General features: G+C 70.0%; 1 protein-coding gene. It reads left to right on the plus strand.

Annotated elements, in window-relative coordinates; genetic code table 11:
- Positions 1–1,282, plus strand: a 1,282-nt coding sequence (locus ACZ6EM_RS40450; protein WP_465774689.1) for a condensation domain-containing protein, incomplete at both ends; no start/stop codon positions are given.

Consider the following 1,282-nt stretch of genomic DNA (forward strand, 5'->3'; position numbering starts at 1 on the left):
GGGGTGCTGGAGTATGTGGGGCGTGCGGACGATCAGGTGAAGATCCGGGGGTTCCGGGTCGAGCCGGGGGAGATCGCGGCGGTGCTGCAGGCGCATGAGGCGGTGGCGCAGGCGGCGGTGGTGGCGCGGGAGGACCGTCCGGGGGACAAGCGGCTGGTCGGCTATGTGGTGCCGGTCGCCGGCCAGGAGGTCGATCCGGAGGAGCTGAGGGGCTTCGCCACGGGGCGTCTGCCGCGGCACATGGTCCCGTCGGCGCTGGTGGTGCTGGAGGCGCTGCCGATCACGCCGAACGGCAAGCTGGACCAGCGCGCCCTGCCCACACCCGCAGCCGTCACCGCCGACCAGGGCGGACGGAGCCCGCGCTCCGCGCAGGAGGAGATCCTGTGCGCGATCTTCGCGGAGGTGCTCGGGGTGCCGTCGGTGAGCATCGATGACGACTTCTTCGCCCTGGGCGGTCATTCGCTTCTGGCGGCCCGGTTGATCAGCCGGATCCGCAGTACCTTCGATGCCGAGCTCGGGATCCGTGACCTGTTCGACGCCTCCACGGTCGTGGGCGTCGTGGAGAAGCTGAAGGACGGCCGTCCGGCGCGTCCGGCGTTGGTGGCGGGCCCGCGGCCGGAGGTGCTGCCGCTGTCGTTCGCCCAGCAGCGACTCTGGTTCCTGGACCAGCTCGAAGGCGCCTCCGCGACCTACAACAGTCACTTCGCGTTCCGTCTGCACGGCACGGTGGACGTCGAGGCTCTGCGTGCGGCGATCGGTGATGTCGTCGGCCGGCACGAGGCCCTGCGCACGGTCTACCCGGCGGTCGACGGTCAGCCGCGCCAACAGGTGCTGCCCGCCGACGGCGCCCACGTCCCGTTCACGGTCGTGGAGTGCGGACGTGATGCGCTGCACGAGGAGATGCGCACGGCTGCGTTCACGCCGTTCGATCTTTCCGCCGAACTTCCGTTGCGGATGGTGCTGTTCACGCTCGGCGAGGGTGAGGGAGAGTCGATTCTGTCGCTGACCTCACATCACATCGCGATTGATGGGTGGTCGATGAGGCCGTTGTGGGAGGGGGTGGCGTCGGCCTATCGGGCGCGGTTGGCGGGGCTGGCGCCGGAGTGGGAGCCGTTGGCCGTTCAGTACGCGGATTACTCGCTGTGGCAGCAGGAGCTGCTGGGTGGGGTCGTGGGTGAGCAGTTGGCGTACTGGTCGGAGGTGCTGCGGGATTCGCCGCAGGAGGTGGCGTTGCCGTTGGACCGGCCTCGGTCGGGGGTGGTTTCGCGTGCGGGTGGTCGGG

Source organism: Kitasatospora sp. NPDC041917 (genome assembly GCF_055589745.1).